This window comes from Bradyrhizobium sp. Mp27 (assembly GCF_029953005.1).
Taxonomy (GTDB): domain Bacteria; phylum Pseudomonadota; class Alphaproteobacteria; order Rhizobiales; family Xanthobacteraceae; genus Bradyrhizobium; species Bradyrhizobium barranii.
In genome coordinates this window covers 25410-42531 of the sequence record NZ_JASAUS010000022.1, presented here as the reverse complement: position 1 = coordinate 42531, position 17122 = coordinate 25410, and the positions used below count along the sequence as shown (strand labels likewise).

Sequence of the window (17122 nt, the reverse complement as noted above, 5' to 3'; positions counted from 1 at the left end):
GGCTGTTCCGGCGCGCCTGAGGCCCTCAGGTTCGGCCCGGGCCGGTTTGGCCGAGGGGAGACCCGTGCAGACGACGCTGCTCGGATTGGCGATTGCCTTCATCATTGCGCTGCTGACCGCGCTGATCGGGCCCTACTTCATCGACTGGAACCAGTTCAGGCCCCAGTTCGAGGCGGAGGCGGGCACGATCATGGGCGTGCCGGTGCGGGTGGCGGGCGAGCTGGATGCACGGCTGCTGCCGGCGCCGACGCTGCGGCTGCGCTCGGTCACCTTCGGCGGCAACAACGATCTCGGCCGCCTGCGCGCCGACAAGCTCGACGTCGAGTTCAGCCTGAGCTCGCTGATGCGCGGCGAATGGCGCGCCACCGAGCTGACCGTCAACGGCATGGCGGTGGATCTCGGCCTGGATGCCAAGGGCCGGGTCGATTTGCCGTCCACCGCGAGCGGCACCTTCAACCTGGCCTCGCTCGCGATCGAACGGCTGAACCTCACCGGCCGCATCGCCCTGCACGATGCCGCCAGCCGCTCGACGCTGGAATTGAACGACATCACCTTTTCCGGCGACGTGCGCTCGCTGGCCGGCTCGGTCCGCGGCGACGGCAGTTTCACCGCCACCGGGGTGCGCTATCCGTTCCGCGTCTCCTCCGGCCCGAGCGCCGACGGCAGCGCCACCCGTCTCCACCTCAACATCGATCCCGGCGAGCGCGCGATCTTGGCCGATCTCGAAGGCGTGCTCGCCTTCGACAACCGCCTGCCGAAATTCGACGGCGCGCTGACGCTTGCCGTGCCCCCGGTCAAGAAGGCGGGCACGGCGGGGCCGACACCGTGGAAGCTCACGGCAAAGCTCAAGGCCGATCCGGCCGGCGCCAAATTCGATCAGATCGACGCGAGCTTCGGCGCCGAGGACAATGCGCTCAAGTTTGGCGGTGTCGGCGATGTCAGGTTCGGCGCCTCGCCGCTGCTGCGCGCGGTGCTGTCGGCGCGCCAGGTCGATGCCGACAAGCTGGCGGGCAAGGACGATGCCGAGCCGCAGCGCGTCCTGCCGGCGCTGCGCGCGGGCCTTGCGGCGATCCCGCAGGCGCCGATGCCGGCGCAGATCGAGTTCAACTCTGACCAGATCATGCTGGGCGGGCGTCCGCTCCAGAACATCACGGCGGAGCTTCAGACCGACGGAAGGTCCTGGACTTTCCAGCGGCTCGAGCTGCGCGCACCCGGCATGACGCAGCTCTCGCTCAACGGCGCAACGCCCGGTGCCGACAGCTTTAGCGGCCGTCTCAGCGTCGAGTCGTCCGATCCAGATGCGCTGGTGGCCTGGCTCCAGGGCCGCAGCGAGATCAACCGCCGCAGCACGCGGCCGCTGCGCCTTGCGGGCGACGTGACCATCGCCGCCAACCATCTCGCCGTCGACAGGCTGAAGGCAGAGATTGAGGGCGGTGCGGTGGAGGGCCGCATCGCCTTCGTCCAGACCGGTGCGAGCAAGGGCTCGCGGATCGACGCCGAGCTCAAGGCCGACCGTCTCGATCTCGATGCCGCCGCAAGCTTCGTGCGCGCGCTCGCGGGGCCGCAGGGCGAATGGCCGGAGGAAGCCAGGCTCGCGCTCGATGTCGGCCGCGCGATGTCGGCCGGACAGGAGCTGCGGTCGTTCACGGCGAAGCTCGGCTACGGCCCGGCGGCGCTGTCGCTGGAGCAGTTGCGGTTCGGCCAGGCGAGCGGCGTGACCACCGAAGCGAGCGGCAGCTTCGACCGCGTTCATGCCACCGGCAAGCTCGCGCTGAAATCCTCGGCCAATTCGCTGCGCGAGCTCACCGCGCTGCTCGAGCCGATCGCGCCTTCGGTGCGCGCGCGGTTCGACGCCATCCCGTCATTGCCCGGCGCGACGCGGCTAAAGCTCGACCTCAGCCTCGACAAGAACGCCGACCATGCCGATCGTAACGACGCGCGCGCCGTGCTCGATCTCGATGCGCCGCAGCTCAAGGCCACCGCGACGCTGGCCGGGCAGACGCCGGTGGCGGCGGTCAATGGCATCGACATCGACCGCCTGCGCAACAGCGACTTCACGCTGGACTCAAAAATCTCGACGCCGAAGGCCGGCGCATTGCTGGCGCTGCTCGGTCTCGATCGCGTCGCCGCCGCGGGCGAGGGCCCTTCACAGTTCGAGGGCCGGTTGAGCGGCGCGTGGCGCCGGCCGTTGCAGTTGAACGCAAAGCTCAGTGGCGGCGGACTGGATGCGGATGCGCAAGGCAGCATCGAATTGTCGGACCCCAGTTCGTCCCAGCCGAAGGCCAGCGTGAATTTGCGCGTGCGCAATGCCAATCTGGCGCCGCTGTTCGGGACCAGTCCATCCGACAGATCGGTGCAGAGCGTTAACTTGTCCTCGCGCGTCGGCCTCTCCGGCAACCGCCTGACCTTCGACGATCTCGACAGCAGCGCGGCCGGCTCGCATCTGCGCGGCCATCTCGCGGTGACGCTCGATCAGGAGAAGAGCGTCGATGGCGAAATCGGCCTCGATGCGCTCGATCTTGGGCCCGCGTTCGCAATGGCCATCGGCGCCGCCGGACATGATGCCGGCGATCCCCTGAGTACGGGGCTGCTCGGCGGCTGGCGCGGCCGCATCGCCTTCCAGGCCTTGCGCGGCACCTTGCCTGACGGCATCGAGCTGCGCCCGGTCGGCGGCACGATCCGGAGCGACGGCCAGTCGCTCGCGCTCGATGCGCTCAAGGGCAGTGTCGGCGGCGGTGAGATGTCGGCGAGCTTCGACGCGCGCAATGGCGCCAATGGCATTGCGCTGAACGCGCGTATCGCGCTGCGCAATGTCGATGCAGCGGCGCTGCGCTACCGCGATCTCGCATTGCCCAAGGGACGCGCCTCGGTGCAGATGGCCCTGACCAGCCAGGGCCGCAGCGTTGCGGCGTTGACCGGTGCGCTCGCCGGCAATGGCACGGTGACGCTCGAGGCCGCGGAAATCAGCGGGCTCAATCCGCGTGCCTTCGAGATCGCCATCCGCGCCAGCGACGGCGGCCAGGTTGCCGACGACAACAGGCTGCGGCAGCTCGTCGAGCCCGCGCTGTCGGCAGGTCCGATCGCGGTCGCCTCGGCGCAGATCCCGTTCACGATCCGCGACGGGCGCCTGCGCGTCGGCGCGACACCGCTGGAAGCAAAGAACGCCCGCGCCATCGTCTCTGGCGGCTACGACATTCCCGCCGACCAGGCCGACATCCGCGCCAGCCTGACGCCGATCATGACCGGGCTTTCCGGCGCGCCGCCGGAGATCCAGCTGTTCGCGGCAGGTCCCCCCGACAGGCTCAACCGCACCGTCGATCTCGCGCCGCTGTCGTCATGGCTCGCGGTGCGCACGATCGATCGCGAGACGCGCCGGCTGGACGCGATCGAACGCGGCGAACCGCCGCCGGCGACCGCGGCGCTGCCGACGCTGGTCTCGCCCGATCCGGTGCCCGAGCCGTCGCTGACCGACGTGCCGTTGCCCGGCCGCGATCCGCGCCGCGCGCCGCCGAAGCCAAAGGCCGCGCCGACGCCGAAGGCGCCGCAGGCCGCCCCCGCGGTACCAAGTCCTCCACTCACAAGCCCGCCGCTCGCGAGCCAGCAGATCGCCCCGCTGCCGCCGCCGATCGAGGTGAGGCCGGCGCCAGGCCCGCCGCCCGCAAAACCCAAGCCGAAGCCACCGCTGGTGCTGACGCCGTCGAATCCGTGAGGGCAGCAGCTTCGGCAAGCGCATGCCCTTGCCCGCCGGTAAACCCATTCCCGCGCATTTTAACGAATTTTGCCCGGCAAAACTGATCTGCCGACTTTACCGGATTCTCGCGTTTGTTCCCTAGTCTCTGTTCCCAGAGGAATTCGGCATCGCGCCAGCACGAGCGGGATGGCTAACCAAGAACTGGGGTACCGAGATGAACGGGGCAAAATCGCTTCTGCAGGATCTGGACGACGCGATCGCGCGCGGCACCGACGAGAGCCGGGCGAAGGCGTTGTGGCATGCGACTGACATCCTGATCACCGGCCGCTACAGCGACGACGAGATCAGCATGTTCGGCGAGGTGATCGGGCGGCTTGCCGACGAGATCGAGGTCGCCGCGCGGGCGCAGCTCTCCGAGCTGATGTCGGCCTGCGACCACGCTCCGCTCAATGTCATCGAAAAGCTCGCCCTCGACGACGAGATCGACGTGGCCGGTCCGGTGCTGCGCGATTCCAGTCGTATCGACGAGAAGATGCTGGTCGAGAGCGCCATGACCAAGGGCCAGGCGCATCTGCTTGCGATCGCCCAGCGCAAGTCGATCGGCGAAGCCGTCACCGACGTGCTGGTCAAGCGCGGCGACCAGGAGGTCGTGACCTCCGTCGCCAAAAACGAGGGCGCGCGCTTCTCCGGTTCGGGCCTGCTGCACATGGTCAGGCGCGCCGAGGGTGACTCGATCCTCGCCGAGCAGCTCGGCCTCCGCAAGGACGTGCCGCGCCACATCTTCCAGCAGCTCATTTCCAAGGCGTCGGAAGACGTCCGCCGCCGCCTCGCGAGCGAGCGGCCCGAGATGATGTCGCAGATCCAGAGCTCGGTGACCGACGTCACCGGCGATCTCCAGTCCAAGTTCGGTCCGTCCTCGCGCAGCTATTTCGTCGCCAAGCGCGTGGTGACGACGCAGTACCGCCAGGGCAACCTCAACCAGGACTCGATCTCGAACTATGCGCGCCAGCACCGTTTCGACGAGGTGCAGATCGGCCTGTCGCTGCTGTCGTCGCTTCCGGTCGACGTGATCGAGCGCGCGATGATGGACCGCAATCGCGAGATACTTCTGGTGCTGTGCAAGGCGCTCGACTTCTCGTGGGACACGACCATGTCGCTGCTGTTCCTCGGCGCCAAGGATCATCTGATCACGGCGCGCGAGCTTCATGACAGCGAGCGCGAGTTCGGCAAGCTCAAGATCGAGACCTCGCGCAGCATTCTGAAGTTCTACCAGTCGCGCAAGACCGGCGCGGGTGTCGATACGGGCCGTCAGCCCGAGCTCCAGGTGCACTGAGCCAGAGGGGAGTATCTGCAATGTTGCCTCAATTCGGCACCGCAATTCGCAAGAACAAGCGCCTGCCCATCGATGCCGGCGGTTCGGCTCCCGAGAAGGCTTCCGTCGACGCCGCCTGGCTCGTGCTCGAAGCCGCCAACGATCTCGGCGATCACGCCGCGATAGCGGCCTGCCGCCGCGTCATCGACGCCGAGCTCAACGGCACCGTCGCCGGCAGTTCGGACATCGATCTCGTGCTGGGTTATTTCCGGTAAGACGCCGTCGCCCGGATGAAGCGCAGTGCAATCCGGGACCGCCGTGTCCGCGCAAGAAGACCCGGATTACGCTTCGCTTCATCTGGGCTGCGCGGCTGAGTGTATCGGAAGGGATGGCTCTTGCAGCGCGCTATCTCCTGGCGCAGTCGAAAGTATGCTATCATACCACCAGGGATAGCGTTCGCTATTCCTGAATTCGGGAGAGATAGCCATGAAGACCTTCGCGTTCCTCGTCGTCGGGCTCGCTGTCGCAACCCTTTCAATGCCGACAGCCAACGCCCAATACAAATGCTCATGGAGTAGCGGCACCATTTCCCCGGTCCCGTGTGCCAAGCGTTATGCCGTCAACTACGAAGCGTGCCGAAAATACGTCATCGAGCATGGCTCGACCGGGGCTGACGCCATGTACGAGCCAGGGTTATACCAAGTAAGGCCACACCAAGTGATTTGAGGCCGACCACCGGCAAGAGGTCGCCTTCGTGGGCGGCCTCCTGCAGCCGGACGTAGCCAGGTTCGCCGTCATCCCGGATCGGTCCGACCGGAATTCGCGTCCGGCGTGGGACGCCTAGGCGTTCGCGCCGCCGTCGACGGTCAAGGTCGAGCCGGTGATGTATTTTGCCTTCGCGCTCGCCAGGAATGCCACGGCATTCGCGATGTCATCCGTCGCACCATACCGGCCCAGTGCCATGAACTGTTTCAGCGTCTCCGCGGTCGGGCCGCTTGCCGGGTTCATGTCGGTGTCGATCGATCCCGGCTGCACCAGGTTGACCGTGACGTCCCTGGGGCCGAGCTCGCGCGCCAGCGCCTTCGTGAACGCTGCAAGCGCCGACTTCGACGCCGCGTACACGCCGAGCACCGGCGCAGGCACGCGGTCGGCGAAATAGCTGCCGATGGTGATGATGCGGCCGCCTTTGCCGAGATGGGGCAGTGCGGCCTTGCTCGCGATCATTGGCGAGCGCACGTTGACGTTCAGCAGCGCATCGATGTCACCCAGCGAGATGTCATTGAGGCCGCCCAACCGAAGAATTCCGGCGTTGTTGACGAGAATATCGAGCCCGCCCAGCGCAGCGACGGTCTTGGCAATTGAGGCCTGAACGGCAGCGACATCGGCGCTGTCGGCCTGGATCGCCACGGCCTTGCGCCCGCCTGCCTTGATGGCGTCCACGATCTTCGCGGCGCTGTCTGCGGACTTCTCGTAAGTGATTGCAACATCGGCGCCTTCCGCGGCCAGCGCTTTTGCAATGCCTGCACCGATACCCCTGCTTGCGCCCGTCACCAGGGCCCGTTTTCCTGCCAGATTCATTTGATCTCTCCAATTATGTAACGATCGACACAGAATATGTGGAGTCTTGAACGGGCGCGTCAAGTCAATTATGTGTTGATCATTACAGAAAGGGCGAGATGGCCGGACGACCCCGGGAATTCGATCGAGAGGCAGCCCTCGAAGCCGCCATGTTCCTGTTCTGGCGCAAGGGTTTCGAGGCGGCCTCGATGCACGACCTCTGCGACGCCATGGGCGTCCGCTCGCCGAGCCTCTATGCGGCCTTCGAAAGCAAGGAGGCGCTCTACCTCGCCGCGATCGAGCATTACGTCGAGACCCAGGGCCAGCCGGTCTGGGACCGGCTTGCGGAAGGCGCGACCGCGCGCGCCGGCATCGAGAATCTGCTGATCGGGGCCGCCGAGACCCTGCCGAAATCCCGGACAGCGCCGGCCGGCTGCATGGCCGTGCTGGGCGCCGTCAGCGACGAATGGCCGACAACGATTGCCCGCGAGATCAGGAAGGTCCGGCTCGACATGCTCGGCAATTTGCGCGGGCGGCTGGAGGCTGCGGTCGCGAGCGGCGAACTGCCTGCCGCAACCGACGTCGATGCGCTGAGCCGGTTCTACCTCAGCGTCTTCGAAGGCATGGCCATCCAGGCCAAGGACGGCGCGACGCCTGAGGAGTTGGGAGGCGTAGCGAAGGCGGCCATGGCGATGTGGCCGGGCGAGCGGTAGCTCGCGGCCTGTAGGATGGGTAGAGCGCAGCGAAACCCATCATTGAGTCCAAGCGTGCCGAGGTGTGATGGGTTTCGCTGCGCTCTACCCATCCTGCGAGCCATGGCTTGCCGTCCGCGAACACGCGCGTTGCACGCAGCTGTGATCGCGGAACCTCGCCACGCATGTAACGACGGACGCTCCGCTCCGAATAGCCCGTAGCGGACGCTTCGTTCGCCAACAGATGGATGCGCAATCCGGGGAGAAATCGTCGCATGATGGGATTCAACGTCGCGGAGAATGGTGGAGGCTCTTATCGTCCGCTCGCCATTCTGCGCTGGGTCATGGTGGTCATATTCGTATCGTTTGGAATGCAGAAATTCACACTGCAATCCGCACAGGGCATCGCCCAGTTCATCAGCAACAGCCCGTTCATCTCCTGGCTGTCGGTATTCGGTCTGAGGGGAGAGGCCTATGTTCTCGGTGTCGCCGAATTCGTGATTGCGGCGCTGCTCGTGGCAGGCAGCTTCAGTCCGGTCTTGTCGGCGCTGGGTTCGTTCATGGGCACGGTCACCTTCGCGATCACGTGGTCGTTCTTCTTCACGACGCCGGGCGTCGTCAAATGGAGCCTTTCAACCGATCCGATGGCGTGGAATCTGGCCGGCGAGTTCCTGTTCAAGGACATCGTCCTGCTGTGTGTCTGCGTCGTTCTGTTTCTCGCTTCGTTGCCGCAATCGGTTGTCCGGCTCCGCACCGGCTGAGCGTAAAGCGGCTTCGCTCTACCGATCCTACGAGACGCCTCTCACCGCCGGATACGGTAGATCACGACGGCTTCGCCGTGATGCGTCGTGCTCTTCTCCAGGACGTAGTTCGACTTCTCCAGCACGCGACGGGATGCGCGGTGTCCGACAAAGACGAGGCCGATGAGCGACGGCAGCTCGAGTTGCGTCAGCCCGATCTCCGTCAGCGCCGTCGCGATCTCGCTCGCAAGGCCCTGACCCCAGAATTCGCGCCTGAACGTGTAGGCAATCTCGACCTCGTCCACGCCATCGACGAGGATATGCCGGATCCCCGCCCGCCCGGCGAAGGATCCGTCTTTGCGCAGCACCCACAATCCGAAGCCGTGCCGGTCCCAATGGGCCATGTTGACGGCGAGATAGGTCTTCGTCACCTCGGGCGTGCGCACGCCGCCGAGATAGCGGGACACCTCGGCATCGAGATGCAGCGCGACGAGATCGGCGAGGTGATCCTCGCGCAGTTTTTCGGCAGTCAGCCTTCGGGTGCTGAAGCGATTCATGGAAACAGATTGCCGCTTTGGCGGCCGGTCGTCGACCGCTTTCGCGATGCGACACCGCACGTCATCAGCAGCGGCTGGACCGCTTGGACTCCATGTCGCGCGCGGGTTCTGCCTTTGCCGCGCTGAGCGCCGCGGCCAGCTCGTCGATATGGTAGGGTTTCGGCAAAATCTGAAGACCCGCCAATTCGGCGTCTTGAACTGCGGCTTCGGAGTATCCGCTGGTCAGAAGCACGGGTATGTCGCTTCGCCTTCTCTTGATCTCCCGCGCCAGCTCGACCCCATTCATGCCGCCGGGCATCATGATATCGGAAAAGACGAGGTCGACGGCGCGGCCGTCGGCCAGGGCACCGAGCGCGGCCGCGCCACTCGCCGCGTGGGTGACATCGTAACCGAGCTGGCCCAGCATCTCGCTCACCAGTGCGGCAACCTCGTCGTCGTCCTCGACCAGAAGGATGCGGCCATGATTGCTCTTCTTCGGCCGCACCATGTTGAGATCGATCAGGTGTCGCTCCCTGGAAGGAATGCTGAGTGATCGCGGCAAATAGAGTTCGATGCTGGTGCCTCGACCGACTTCGGATCGAATGCGGACCGTCCCCCGTGACTGCGTCGCGAATCCATGGACCTGGGCAAGCCCGAGCCCCGAGCCCTTTCCGACCTCCTTGGTCGTGAAGAACGGTTCGAAAACGCGTGACAGGATCTCCGGACTCATGCCGACACCGGTATCGACGACGGACAGGCGCACATAGTCTCCGGCGATCTGCTCGTCATTCAGATCGGGCAGATTTTCCCCGCGCACGAGAATCGTGCCGCCATTGGGCATGGCGTCGCGGGCGTTGACGGCGAGGTTGAGGATCACGAGTTCGAGCTCGCCGGGATCGACCTCCACCGGCCAGAGCGTGTCCGGAAAATCGAACTCGACATGGACGTCGCCTCTCAGGCTTCGATCGAGCAGTTCGCGCATGCCGCCCATCTGCGAGGCGACGTCGACGGGCTCCGGCCGGAGCGTCTGCCGGCGGGAGAACGCGAGAAGCTGCCTGGTCAGGCTGGCCCCGCGCTGGGCGGCCTGGACCATCCCGTCCATGAGCCGGCGGCGACGATCCGGATCGGTCTGGCGGTCGAGTATGTCGAGGCCACCGGAGATCACCATCAGCAGATTGTTGAAGTCGTGCGCCACCCCGCCGGTCAGCTGTCCGATGGCTTCGATCTTCTGGGCTTGCCGAAGCGTCTCCTCGACCCGGGCACGCTCGTCCATCTCGACGCGCAATTGCTCGACGGCTTCTGCAAGGGCCCGCGTGCGCTCGACCACCAACGTCTCGAGCTCCTGAGCCGCCTGTTCGCGCGCCGCGAACAGGGCCCGGATTTCATATTGGCGCCGCCGCGCGCGCAGTGCCGATTGAACGGCGCTGGTCAGCGTCATTGGCTGAACCGGCCGTTCGAGCAGCGAGACGTTACGGAGAAGCGCGACAATGCTGCGGCGCCAGGCGAGGATGGCCGGCTGCTCGCGATGGCTGGTCAGGACGACGAAGGGCAGGTCGGACCAGGGCGGCTGGCTCTCGATCCATTGTGCCAGCGGCAAGGTGTCTTTCCCGAACAGCGCTTCCTCGGCAACGAAAACGGCGCCGACGCCGGCTGCCATCTCGCTGACGAGTTCGGGCAGACTGCGGCAGCTGATCGCTTCCAGGTGCGAACTCCGAAACAGCTCGACGGAGGCAAGTCCGTCGCGCCCGATCGGAGCAAAGACGAGAACATGGTGATCTCGCTCGACGCTCATTCATCCGCCCCTTCGGGCGTCGATGCCCCGGTATAACGCGGATTGCCGGAAAAGATGCCGCTGAACTCCCTTAGGGGCGGGCCGAGCGTGATGCCGGTGCTGCCGAGCCGAAATTCCCGGATGGTATGCTCGTGTCGGCCGCTGCGCTTCTTGACGACAGACAGAGCGCGCCGCACCGTTCCGCCGACCTCGAAATAGCGCAGCATGAGCACGGAATCGCTGAGATAGCTGATGTCGAGTGGCGTATCCATCGGACCGACGAGGCCATGCTGGGCGAGGACCAGGATGGTCAGCACACCCTGCTGCCCGAGGTAGCTCAAGAGTTCGTGCATCTGCAGGATGAGGAATCGCTCGTCGGGCATCGCGGCCAGATAGCCGTTCAGGCTGTCGATGATGACGAGCCGGGCATTGTCGGCCTCGACGCTCTTTCGCACGTTGGCGGCGAACTCACCCGGCGACAGCTCGGCGGGATCGATCTGCTGAAACCGGACAAGCCCGGTATCGACGTGTTCTTGCAGGTGCAGGCCAAGCGTCCGGGCGCGCGCTTCGACCGTGCCGCGGCCTTCATCGAACGCGAAGAACACCGCGTGCTCGCCACGTTCGGCCGCCGCGATCGCGTAGGTGAGCGCAACCGACGATTTGCCCACGCCGGCGGCGCCGATGAGCAGCGCATTGGTGCCGCGCTCGAGACCGCCTCCCAGGAGCTGGTCGAGCTCGGCGTTGCCGCTGGGGGTGAATTCGCCGAGGAAGGCCTTGTGATGTTCGGCCGCCACCAGGCGGGGGAAGATTTGCAGGCCGCCTCGCTCGATCGTGAAATCGTGAAACCCGCCGCGAAACCGGATGCCGCGCATCTTGATCACGCGGAGCCGGCGCCGCTCGGCGCCGTAGTCGATCGCAACCTGCTCGAGCATCACCACGCCGTGTGCAATGGAATGGAGCTGCAGATCGTCCTGAGATGACGAAAGATCGTCGAGCAGGACCACCGTGCAATTGCGGTTGGTGAAAAAATGTTTCAGGGCCAGCACCTGGCGCCTGTAACGAAGCGGGTTCTGGGCAAGCAGGCGCAGTTCGGACAGGCTGTCGAGCACCACGCGGGTGGGATTGATCCGCTCGACTTCCCTAAAGATCAGGCCGGTCGTCTCGCTCAGCTCCATTTCGGCGGGATGAAACACCGTGAGCTCGCGCTCCGGATCGAGCGTCGTCTCCGGCGGCACCAGTTCGAAGATGTCGATGCCGTCCAGCGTCCAGCCGTGCCGCTGCGCCACGACGTCCAGCTCGCGCTTGGTTTCGGACAGCGAAATGTAGAGCACGCGCTCGCCGCCCCGCACCCCCTTCAGCAGGAACTGAAGCGCGATGGTGGTTTTCCCCGTGCCGGGCTGCCCCTCGTAGAGATACATCCGGTTGGCGTCGAAGCCGCCACCCAGGATGTCGTCGAGGCCGGCGCTGCCGGTCGATATTCTGGACAGCTCTCGGGGCGCACTGTCCGTAACAGTGCTGGATGGACTACTCATTGATCCCCTTTGACGCTTCGAGAGAAGGGCGCCACCGCCCCTGCGCGAGTCCCAGGGCTCGCGCCCGGTTAAGCCGAACGGCCTTGGAACGAACTCTCAGCTCGGCGCCGGGTTCCCTGCTGATGGGCTGGCGGTCGGCCCTGATCACGACGCCGATCCAGCCCGAAGACGGTACCGCGCCGCCACTCGCGGCCCGCAGGACGGAGAAGGTCGGGAGCCGGATGTCACTGAAGCCGATGATGCCATCGTGCTCGTGTTTTGCCATGCGGGTCAACTGGCTCCGCAGCCCGGATGAACCGCGCGCCGCTCGTCCATCGCGCAGTCTCCTTCGCCACATCGGCCTCGACGATGACGCCGATGATAGGCTTCTGCCGCAGCTCTGCCCAACGTTTCAATCGCCGCATCACGTCGTCCAGTAGCGACTTGATCTGAATCAAGCGCCGCGATCATGGCCGCACGACAACCGCCTCTGTGCGGTTTGTGAGAAGCTGGCGCGTGCGATGATCCCGACCTGGTACGTCACCTTTGAAGTGCAAAAGCGGGGCATCCTGCCGAGACAGCGGAGTCCTCGCGAGACAAGGACGTTTGTGACGGAGCACGACGCAAAGCTGTTCGCGCGCGCAAAACTCGACGAAGGCCTCGCTGTCTTTGCGGGCACGATCAATCCCCACCTGCCCAGGCGGCTCATTCCAGCGTCCGACATCAACGCGTGGCTTGCGGAAGGACAGGACAGCGCCGCACCGCCCGGAGCTGTGAATACCGACTAAGCACATTGCCGTGCATAGCGATGGCGTTTGCGTGTTGCCATTTTGGTACGGGCCAGGAACCCCCTCGCGCATAGACTTCAGGCTGTTCGCAGCACTTATGCACGCCAGCCTGCATAAGGGCTCGCTTTTTTGACGGACGAGATTTGAGCAAAGGGGACGAAACGATGAAGAAAAAGCTTTCGATCGCGGCGATCGGCTTCGCTGCGCTGAGCATGGCGGCTCCGGCCATGGCGGCCGATATGGCCGTCAAGGCGCCGCCGCCGGCACCGGTGGTGGCGGTTTACAACTGGACCGGATTTTACATCGGCGCCAACGGAGGCTGGGGGCAGAGCCACGGTTGCGTCGATTTGATAACGCCCGCAGGCAACGTCGCAAGTGGTTGCGCCGATCGCTCCGGAGGCCTCGTCGGTGGACAGATCGGGTATCGCTGGCAGACCAATCAGTTCGTGCTCGGCCTGGAAGCCCAGGGTGATTGGGCTGAGATCAAGAACACACGCGTCAGCGTGATCGATCCGTTTATCTCGACCACGGGCAAGACCGATGCGATCGGGCTGTTCACGGCTCAGCTCGGTTGGGCATGGAACGCCTCACTGCTCTACGTGAAGGGCGGCGCCGCCGTGACGCGCAATCGCTTTGACATCTTCAACAACGTCACAGGCGTCGGCCTCGCCTCGGCAGGTCACACGCGCTGGGGCGGTGCCCTGGGTGTTGGCTGGGAGTATGGCTTCAGCCCGAACTGGACGGTCGGTGTCGAATACGACCACCTCTGGATGGGGCGTGACAACACCTCCTTCGCAGGCGTGGTCACACCCGGTGGGTTCACCCTCACCGGCAGCGGTGTCACCCAGGATATCGACATGGTCACGGTTCGCGTGAACTATCGCTTCGGCGGTTATGGTGCTGGTTATGGTGCTCGCTACTGAGCCTGTGTCTTCCCAGTGACTTCAGGCCCCGGCATGGACCGGGGCCTTTTTCATGGGAAGCGCGAAAACGCGAGGATGTCCGCCGCTTCCGGCGTCAGTTCCGACGGTCGAACCCGGCGAGTTGTCGTCTGTCCAAGAGCACGATGTGACGCTGGTTGTTGTCGATGAAACCGAGGATCCCAAGCGCGCGCAAGTGCGAGAGAGATCGCGAGACGGTCTCGAGCGTCATACCGAGATAATCCGCGATGTCACGCCTCGACATCGGCAGCGCGAGGACGCCTGCGGCCGTGAGCCGCCTGTCCATTTCGATCAGAAAGGCAGCAACCCGCTCCAGCGACGTCTTGCGTCCAAGCAGCAGCATGTGGTCCTCGGCATGCCGGAGATTCGTCGTGGTCATATGGAGCAGGCTTCCGGCCAAGGTGCCGTCGCTCCCGGCAACAGCGTCGAGGCTCTCCCGCCTGATCAGCTGCACGGTCGTGTCCGTCACCGCTTCCGTCGTGAAGCGATGGACACCGCCATTCGTCAGTCCGAAGGTGTCGCCGGGAACATGAAACGCATTGATCTGCCGGCGCCCGTCGGACAGCAGCTTGTAGCTTCGTACTGTGCCTGACTTGACCTGGTAGATGTATTCGGCGGGCTCCTTCTCGCCGTAGATCTCGCTGTCGCGCCTGTAGGTGAATTCGCGCAGGCTGACCACCGGATTCGAGGCGGCGGTCATTCCGAGTTCGCTAAGAGAATGCGGGCGGGGAAGGGAGACCGGCGTTGCGTGCATCAGCATTGGACCAACTCCTCAATCTCATAGCGATCGGGTTCGTCAGTCGCGGAGCATGTGCTGAAACGGGGACAGTGTCGCGCGGCTCTTGTTGTTCCTGATATCGAGCTTGTTCGAAAGCGGGACGAGTGACTATCGTCCTAAGGTTCATTGTACCAACGGACAGGACGAGGTTTGGCATGTCGCGATACGCCGCCTTGATCTAGCGCAACGTGAGGCCTCGTAAGGTTTCCATGCTTCGATGGCTGGACTTCACCAGCTCACGGAGACAACTATGGATGCAAGACGACTTACTGCGGCAGCAGCCGCATTCGTGTGTGCGGCCTCGTGCCCCCTGCCTTAGATCCGTTGATTTTCGTTGGGACCGCGCGCGCCCAATTGTGTTGATGTTCGCAGCCAGAAGGCAGGTTGGCGCGCAGCATCCGACGGAACTTAAATCAGGAGATGAAGATGACCCGCCTACTTTTCGCAATTCTATCGGTTAGCTCAATTCTGGTGTCGGCAGCCTCGATCTCGTCCGCGGCCGAACGCCAGTATCGCCATGGCAACGTCGCCCCGGGTGTTCCTAATAGCTACTGCTTGCAGGGGCGGATTTGGGGATACCCAGGCAATTGCCAATTCGCGACCTATGAGCAGTGCATGGCAACCGCTTCAGGGATCAGTGCCTATTGCGGCGTCAATCCGAGCTACGCCTTCGCGCATCAGTATGACCCTCGCGGTCAGTGGTATCCGCGCTAGCGGATCTCTATCCCGATCCTGATCCCGGTCTTGGCAATTCTTCGACGATACCATTGTGCCAGTGTTTTGCCCGACGGTGCAACCGGCGCGCATTAGTCCTTGGCCCGGGTGGTTTTTGCAAATGCGTAAGCCATTGATTTCACAACCCACGTCTACTGTGCATGGGGTTGTTTTCGCAGTTTTGGTTTGAGGGGGCCTTATCCCGCCCCTAACGCGACCGCGACGTTGTAGGTCAGGAGGCTCGCGGCATAGGCGAGCACCAGCATGTAGAAGAAGGTCACGGCCATCCAGGTCCAGCTTCCGGTCTCGCGCCGGATCACGGCGAGCGTGGATGCGCATTGCGGGGCGAAGATGTACCAGGCCAGCATCGACAGCGCGGTCGCGAGCGACCATTTCGTCGCCAGCACCTGGCCGATCTGCTCGGCGGCTTCCTTGCCGCCTTCGATCGCGTACACGGTGCCGAGCGCTGCGACCGCGACCTCGCGCGCCGCCATGCCCGGGATCAGCGCGACCGCGATCTGCCAGTTGAAGCCGACCGGCGCGAGCAGCGGCTCGAGCGCCTTGCCGATGATCGCGGCCAGGCTGAAGTCGATCGCCGGCTCGGTGGCGCCCGCGGGCGGCTGCGGGAACGAGGCCAGAAACCAGATCAGCACCATCATCGAGAAGATCGTGGTGCCGGCGCGGTAGAGGAACATCTTTGCCCGCGTGTAGACGCCGATCACGATCGATTTCAGCCGCGGCATCTTGTAGTCCGGCAGCTCCAGCATGAACGGCGCCGGCGCAAAGTCGCGCAGCATGAAGAATTTGATCAGGAACGAGACGAGCAGCGCGCTGGTGATGCCGGCGGCGTAGAGGCCGAACATCACGAGGCCCTGGAGGTTGATGAAGCCCCAGACGTCCCTGGCCGGAATGAAGGCGGAGATGATCAGCGTGTAGACGGGAATGCGCGCCGAGCAGGTCATCAGCGGCGCGATCAGGATCGTGGTCAGCCGGTCGCGCTTGTTGTCGATCACGCGCGTCGCCATGATGCCGGGAATGGCGCAGGCAAAGCTCGACAGCAGCGGAATGAAAGCGCGGCCGTGCAGGCCGGCGCCGCCCATGATGCGGTCCATCAGGAACGCGGCGCGCGCCATGTAGCCGAAGTCTTCCAGCAGCAGGATGAACAGGAAAATGATGATGATCTGCGGCAGGAACACGATGACGCTGCCGACGCCTGATATCACGCCGTTCTGAAGGAAGCTCTGCAGCAGGCCGGCGGGCAGGGTGGCGTGCACGAATTCGCCGAGCGCGTCGAAGCCGTTGTTGAGCAGGTCCATCAGCGGCTGCGCCCAGGCGAACACCGCCTGGAACATCACGAACAGGATGAGAGCGAGCACGATCAGGCCGCCGACCGGATGCAGCACAACGGCATCGATCCGTGCGGTCCAGGTGTCGGGCCTAGCAGGCAGGCTGACGCAGTCGGCGATGATGCGGTCGGCCTCGCGCTGGGTGGCGCGCAGCTCGGCGACGCTGAGCGCGCGCCAGCTGTTCTCCCGCGGCTCCGCGGCGAGTTTCGCCGAGATCTCGTCCGTCAGCGCCAACAGATCGGCCGTGCCGCTCTTGCGCACCGCGATCGAGGTGACCACGGGCACGCCGAGCTCCTTGGCGAGCCGCTCCACGTCGACGGTGATGCCGCGGCGGCTCGCGATGTCGAACATGTTGAGCACGAGGATCATCGGCCGGCCGGTGCGCTTCAGCTCCAGCAGCAGGCGGATGGTCAGGCGCAGATTGGTCGAGTCGGCCACGCACAGCACGAGGTCGGGAACGGTCTCGCCGGACGCCTTGCCGAGCACGAAGTCGCGGGTGATCTCCTCGTCCGGGCTGCGGCCGCGCAGCGAGTAGGTGCCGGGCAGGTCGACCACCGAGACCTGGCGTCCCAGCGGCGTGACGAAGAAGCCTTCCTTGCGCTCGACGGTGACGCCCGGATAGTTCGCGACCTTCTGTCGGCTGCCGGTCAGCGCGTTGAACAGTGACGTCTTGCCGCTGTTCGGCGTGCCCACCAGGGCGAGATGCAGCAGAGGAGCTTCCATGGGATCGGATTTCCGGTCGCTA

At 64.8% G+C, this 17122-nt stretch carries 16 protein-coding genes; 9 read left to right on the top strand and 7 right to left on the bottom strand.

What is annotated here, in order from left to right:
* Positions 1-64: 64 nt before the first annotated feature.
* The 4 genes from QJT78_RS14640 to QJT78_RS14625 all read left to right on the top strand — a co-directional run bounded on the left by QJT78_RS14640 (position 65) and on the right by QJT78_RS14625 (position 5729).
* Complete coding sequence (locus QJT78_RS14640) at positions 65-3709, top strand: AsmA-like C-terminal region-containing protein (RefSeq protein ID WP_028147688.1); 3645 nt, start codon at positions 65-67, stop codon at positions 3707-3709.
* A 196-nt stretch (positions 3710-3905) separates the two neighbouring features.
* Positions 3906-5024: a DUF2336 domain-containing protein gene (locus QJT78_RS14635; protein WP_028147689.1), complete on the top strand. Its 1119-nt coding sequence runs from the start codon at positions 3906-3908 to the stop codon at positions 5022-5024.
* Between the two features lie 20 nt (positions 5025-5044).
* Complete coding sequence (locus tag QJT78_RS14630) at positions 5045-5278, top strand: hypothetical protein (RefSeq protein ID WP_028147690.1); 234 nt, start codon at positions 5045-5047, stop codon at positions 5276-5278.
* A 211-nt stretch (positions 5279-5489) separates the two neighbouring features.
* Positions 5490-5729, top strand: coding sequence for a hypothetical protein (locus QJT78_RS14625; RefSeq protein WP_240537574.1), 240 nt, complete (start codon positions 5490-5492; stop codon positions 5727-5729).
* A gap of 114 nt (positions 5730-5843) precedes the next feature.
* On the opposite strand, the gene QJT78_RS14620 is transcribed toward QJT78_RS14625, so the two are convergent.
* Positions 5844-6581 carry a 3-oxoacyl-ACP reductase family protein gene (locus QJT78_RS14620; protein WP_028147691.1) on the bottom strand — a complete coding sequence of 246 codons (738 nt, stop codon included), beginning with the start codon at positions 6579-6581 and terminating at the stop codon, positions 5844-5846.
* Between the two features lie 98 nt (positions 6582-6679).
* Here QJT78_RS14620 and QJT78_RS14615 point away from each other — a divergent pair, with 98 nt between their 5' ends.
* Positions 6680-7273 carry a TetR/AcrR family transcriptional regulator gene (locus QJT78_RS14615; protein WP_028147692.1) on the top strand — a complete coding sequence of 198 codons (594 nt, stop codon included), beginning with the start codon at positions 6680-6682 and terminating at the stop codon, positions 7271-7273.
* Positions 7274-7527: 254 nt separating this feature from the next.
* Positions 7528-8013: a DUF417 family protein gene (locus tag QJT78_RS14610; protein ID WP_028147693.1), complete on the top strand. Its 486-nt coding sequence runs from the start codon at positions 7528-7530 to the stop codon at positions 8011-8013.
* Positions 8014-8054: 41 nt separating this feature from the next.
* Here the strand turns inward: QJT78_RS14610 and QJT78_RS14605 are convergent, their stop codons facing one another.
* The 4 genes from QJT78_RS14605 to QJT78_RS14590 form a co-directional block, all read right to left on the bottom strand.
* The gene (locus QJT78_RS14605) at positions 8055-8549 is read right to left on the bottom strand and encodes a GNAT family N-acetyltransferase (protein WP_028147694.1); all 495 of its coding nucleotides are present in this window, start codon (positions 8547-8549) and stop codon (positions 8055-8057) included.
* A 64-nt stretch (positions 8550-8613) separates the two neighbouring features.
* The gene (locus tag QJT78_RS14600; protein ID WP_038953300.1) at positions 8614-10320 is read right to left on the bottom strand and encodes an ATP-binding protein; all 1707 of its coding nucleotides are present in this window, start codon (positions 10318-10320) and stop codon (positions 8614-8616) included.
* Positions 10317-11831 carry an ATPase domain-containing protein gene (locus QJT78_RS14595; protein WP_028147695.1) on the bottom strand — a complete coding sequence of 505 codons (1515 nt, stop codon included), beginning with the start codon at positions 11829-11831 and terminating at the stop codon, positions 10317-10319. Before QJT78_RS14595 ends, QJT78_RS14600 begins: the two co-directional genes overlap by 4 nt.
* A gap of 224 nt (positions 11832-12055) precedes the next feature.
* Positions 12056-12268, bottom strand: a complete 213-nt coding sequence (locus QJT78_RS14590; protein WP_157790241.1) for a hypothetical protein — start codon at positions 12266-12268, stop codon at positions 12056-12058.
* Between the two features lie 63 nt (positions 12269-12331).
* On the opposite strand from QJT78_RS14590, the gene QJT78_RS14585 reads away from it, so the two are divergent.
* On the top strand, positions 12332-12598 hold the full coding sequence (locus tag QJT78_RS14585; RefSeq protein ID WP_049807586.1) for a hypothetical protein: 267 nt from the start codon (positions 12332-12334) through the stop codon (positions 12596-12598).
* Positions 12599-12762: 164 nt separating this feature from the next.
* A complete protein-coding gene (locus QJT78_RS14580) occupies positions 12763-13521 on the top strand; it encodes an outer membrane beta-barrel protein (RefSeq protein ID WP_028147698.1) in 759 nt (252 codons plus the stop codon).
* Between the two features lie 94 nt (positions 13522-13615).
* Here QJT78_RS14580 and QJT78_RS14575 read toward each other — a convergent pair whose 3' ends face one another.
* Entirely contained in the window at positions 13616-14239 is a 624-nt protein-coding gene (locus QJT78_RS14575; protein WP_240537575.1) for a helix-turn-helix domain-containing protein, read from the bottom strand.
* Between the two features lie 504 nt (positions 14240-14743).
* Here QJT78_RS14575 and QJT78_RS14570 point away from each other — a divergent pair.
* On the top strand, positions 14744-15031 hold the full coding sequence (locus tag QJT78_RS14570; protein WP_080586562.1) for a DUF3551 domain-containing protein: 288 nt from the start codon (positions 14744-14746) through the stop codon (positions 15029-15031).
* A 197-nt stretch (positions 15032-15228) separates the two neighbouring features.
* Here the strand turns inward: QJT78_RS14570 and QJT78_RS14565 are convergent, their stop codons facing one another.
* Entirely contained in the window at positions 15229-17100 is a 1872-nt protein-coding gene (locus tag QJT78_RS14565) for a ferrous iron transporter B (protein ID WP_028147700.1), read from the bottom strand.
* Positions 17101-17122 lie beyond the last annotated feature (22 nt).